The sequence below is a fragment of the Neisseria sp. P0001.S005 genome (assembly GCF_051963715.1).
Genome location: NZ_JBQCTZ010000644.1, coordinates 1 through 423 on the forward strand (window position 1 = coordinate 1; position 423 = coordinate 423).

1 protein-coding gene is annotated in these 423 nt (G+C 55.8%); it reads right to left on the reverse strand.

Annotated elements, in window-relative coordinates:
* Nucleotides 1-423, reverse strand: a 423-nt coding sequence (locus ACTHSP_RS22165; protein WP_440347029.1) for an ABC transporter ATP-binding protein, incomplete at both ends; no start/stop codon positions are given.

Here is a 423-nt window from a genome sequence, read left to right on the forward strand (position 1 = left end):
GTCGAGCGCAATCGTACGCGCGAGGGCAACGCGGCGCGACATACCGCCGGAAAGCTCGGAAGGCATCAGGTTTTCAATGCCGCGTAAACCGACTGCATTCAGTTTCAGCAATACTAAATCGCGAATGACCGCCTCGGGCAAATCCGTCAGCTCGCGCATGGGGAAAGCGATGTTGTCGAAGACGGATAAGTCGGTGAACAATGCGCCGTGTTGGAACAAAACGCCCATGCGGCGGCGGTGTTCGTACAGCTCCTGCGCTGAAAATGCGGCCAAATCACGTCCTTCAATCAGCACTTTGCCCGATTGCGGGCGGATTTGACCCGTAATCAGGCGCATCAGCGTGGTTTTACCGCTGCCCGAACCACCCATTACGGCGGCGAAATTGCCTTGTGGAATGCTGAAGTTGATGTTGTTCAGAATAGG